The organism is Methanospirillum sp. (assembly GCF_035560735.1).
In the GTDB taxonomy this organism is placed as follows: domain Archaea; phylum Halobacteriota; class Methanomicrobia; order Methanomicrobiales; family Methanospirillaceae; genus Methanospirillum.
In genome coordinates this window covers 1-3,247 of record NZ_DATMYY010000104.1, presented here as the reverse complement: position 1 = coordinate 3,247, position 3,247 = coordinate 1, and the positions used below count along the sequence as shown (strand labels likewise).

Sequence of the window (3,247 nt, the reverse complement as noted above, 5' to 3'; positions counted from 1 at the left end):
TGATTGACCTTTGTGAAAAACCAGATCAATAGCCCTGCAATGATCAATGACATAGAGCCAGTCGCGGATCTGTCTGCCATCTCCATATACCGGTAGACTCTCGTGGGCAACGGCCCGGGTAATAATTAAGGGTATCAGTTTTTCCGGAAACTGGTAGGGACCATAATTATTCGAGCACCGGGTGATGATAACCGGCAGACCAAACGTATCATAATATGCTTTTACGATGAGATCAGAGCCAGCCTTACTTGCTGAATAGGGGCTGTGTGGGTCAAGAGGTGTTTTTTCAGAGAACAGCCCTACCGGACCAAGAGTCCCATACACTTCATCAGTTGAAACCTGAAGAAATCTAACTCCTTCTTTCCAGGTTCCATTATGATACCATGCACCTTTTGCTGCATCAAGGAGAGTATGGGTACCAAGGATGTTGGTTTTGAGGAAGATTGATGGATCATGGATAGATCGATCCACATGCGATTCGGCAGCAAAGTTGATCACTCCCTCTATCGGCCATTTTGAAAAGACTGATTGTACCTGATCCTGATTGGTAATATCTCCATTCACAAAAATAAACCGATTTTGCTGATCCTGAGGGATATCATTTAGATTTTCAAGATTTCCAGCATACGTGAGTGCATCATATCCGATAAGGGTGTCTTCAGGATGAGTCTTCAGATAGTAATACACAAAATTGGTTCCGATAAAACCAGCCACGCCAGTTACCAGAATATGCATAAATCAAATCCTCCCTATCTCACGTAAAAATCGATTCGTGGCATCCTGCCAAAGTGGGAGATTGCGACCGATTGTTTGTATAGTTCCAAAATTATCAAGCACAGAAAAGGCTGGGCGTGTTGCAGGGGTGTGAAAGTTAGCACTCTTCCCAGGGGTGAGTTCTCCAGTCCATCCGATTTGAGAAAGAATATAATCGCCCCATTCGTACCGTGAACAATGCCCGGAATTAGTCATATGATACAAGCCATACTGACCGGATTCGATAAGGTCAAGCCTTCCCTGCGCCAGATCCCGGGTATAGGTAGGAGAGGAAATCTGATCATCAACCACGGTAATCTGGCCACGTTGATTACTCCAATCTAATACTTTTTGAACAAAGTTTGTGTTCCCACCGCCAAAAACCCATGAGGTTCGAATAAGAAAATATTTGAGTGCATGCCTCATCACCATCTGTTCTCCAATGAGTTTGCTTGCCCCATACCGGCTTATCGGATCGGGTTTGTCTCCGAGGGTATATGGGAGATTGGTCTCTCCGTTGAAGACATAATCAGTTGAATAATGGACCAATACCGCCCCTGATGCAGATGCGGCAAGAGCTAGATTCTTTGGTCCTAACCCATTTACCTGGTAAGCCTGCTCCCAGTCAGATTTTGCCTTATCAACGTCATTATAAGCCGCACAATTTATAATGATATCAGGCCTGATATCCGGTATTTTGGTCATCACATCATGATACCGGGTGATATCCAGATCCTGCGATCCATAGGAGATGACAACCCAGTTCATGGCTCTACATAGTCTGGTTATATCCGTACCGAGCTGGCCATGGGCACCGGTAATCAATATCTTCATTTTTCTGACTCCCCATCCTTTATTCAGGGCATATAGACAAAGGGTGATTGTATTGACAAAAGACAGGGATGCTGGGCGTCTTTCTCAGATAGAATTGGCATGGATATCTCATTTTCTTTAAGAGGCCAGGATATTCCGAGTGCAGGATCATTCCAAAGAATCCCGGCATCTCCCTTTGGGAAATACCGGTCAGTCACTTTGTACATGACTTCGGTATTATCTTCAGGAACGAGAAATCCATGAGCAAAGCCAGTTGGAACATAGAGCAGCAGGGAGGACGTTTCACTTAGGGTAACTCCAGTATGTTGACCAAAGGTAGGAGATCCTTGTCTGATGTCAACAACCACATCATAGATCGATCCTTTCAGGACACGAACAAGTTTGCCCTGTGCATGGGGATATTGATAATGGAGCCCTCTTAATACTCCCTTCTGTGATTTAGAATGGTTATCCTGGACAAATTCTTCTGATATTCCTGCAGCAGAGAAATCCCATTTGTTGTAACTCTCTATGAAAAACCCCCGGAGATCTAGAAATCGTTGGGGTTCAATCAGGAGAACTCCAGGCAAGGTGGTTTGCAGTATCGCAATTTTCCCCATTCTTTCACTCGGCTCCATTTGCCACTGAGATCAAATACTGGCCATATTCAGTTTTTTCAAGAGACCGAGCCAGTTCAATAAGTTGAGATCGATCAATATATCCCTGTTCATACGCTATCTCTTCAATACAGGCGACATAAAGACCCTGCCGCTTTTGAATCGTTTCGATGAATTGTGCTGCTTCAAGAAGGGAATCATGAGTTCCGGAGTCGAGCCAGGCCATTCCTCTGCCAAAGAGTTCAACCCTCATAGTGCCCCTGGTGAGATAGGTCATATTCACGTCAGTGATCTCAATCTCACCCCGTGCTGAAGGAGAGAGGCCCTTTGCAATCTCTACCACATCATTATCATAAAAGTAAAGTCCAGGAACTGCATAATGAGATTTGGGATTTTTTGGCTTTTCTTCAATCGAAAGAACGGTTCCGTCGGTATCAAACTCCACAACCCCGAATGCGGTTGGATCACGGACATAATACCCAAATATTGTTGCTCCTGTACTATGTTCCCCTGCCCGTTTTAATCTCTCTGAAAAATGTTGACCGTAAAAAATATTATCTCCAAGGATAAGGGCTACCCGGTCATTTCCAATAAATGAATCTCCAACAATGAAGGCATCAGCAAGACCCCGGGGTGACTCCTGAATTGCATAGGTAAGGGATAAACCAAGATTTGTTCCATCTCCAAATAATTCCTCATATAATGGAATATCTCGGGGAGTAGAAATAATAAGAATCTCTCGTATCCCTGCAAGCATGAGGACAGATAGGGGATAATAGATGAGAGGTTTATCATATATCGGAAGTAGGTGTTTTGATATGCTTTTTGTCAGAGGATACAGACGGGTACCAGATCCCCCGGCGAGAATAATTCCTTTTATTGTCACAAGGCATCAATCCCTTGGAAATATTTAGATAATACCGGTATCACCCTGATCAAAAGAAGCACACGCAGAATTCTAGTCTGTGTAATCGCAGGATTGGAAACAGGGTTAGCAATAGATTTCTGGACCGATATCAGGGGTACCAGATGAGACACTCTATAAGTACACTCAAAGAGCTGTC

The 3,247-nt window shown here is 44.0% G+C and carries 4 protein-coding genes; all 4 read right to left on the bottom strand.

Going from position 1 to position 3,247, the window contains the following annotated elements; translation table 11 throughout:
• A partial coding sequence (locus tag VN429_RS03370; protein WP_325629791.1) for a dTDP-glucose 4,6-dehydratase occupies nt 1-735 on the bottom strand: 735 nt, incomplete at its 3' end.
• Nucleotides 736-738: 3 nt separating this feature from the next.
• Nucleotides 739-1,587, bottom strand: a complete 849-nt coding sequence (gene rfbD, locus VN429_RS03365) for a dTDP-4-dehydrorhamnose reductase (protein ID WP_325629789.1) — start codon at nt 1,585-1,587, stop codon at nt 739-741.
• A 23-nt stretch (nt 1,588-1,610) separates the two neighbouring features.
• Nucleotides 1,611-2,186, bottom strand: coding sequence for a dTDP-4-dehydrorhamnose 3,5-epimerase (gene rfbC, locus VN429_RS03360; RefSeq protein ID WP_325629787.1), 576 nt, complete (start codon nt 2,184-2,186; stop codon nt 1,611-1,613).
• Nucleotides 2,187-2,190: 4 nt separating this feature from the next.
• Nucleotides 2,191-3,069: a glucose-1-phosphate thymidylyltransferase RfbA gene (rfbA, locus tag VN429_RS03355; RefSeq protein WP_325629785.1), complete on the bottom strand. Its 879-nt coding sequence runs from the start codon at nt 3,067-3,069 to the stop codon at nt 2,191-2,193.
• Nucleotides 3,070-3,247 lie beyond the last annotated feature (178 nt).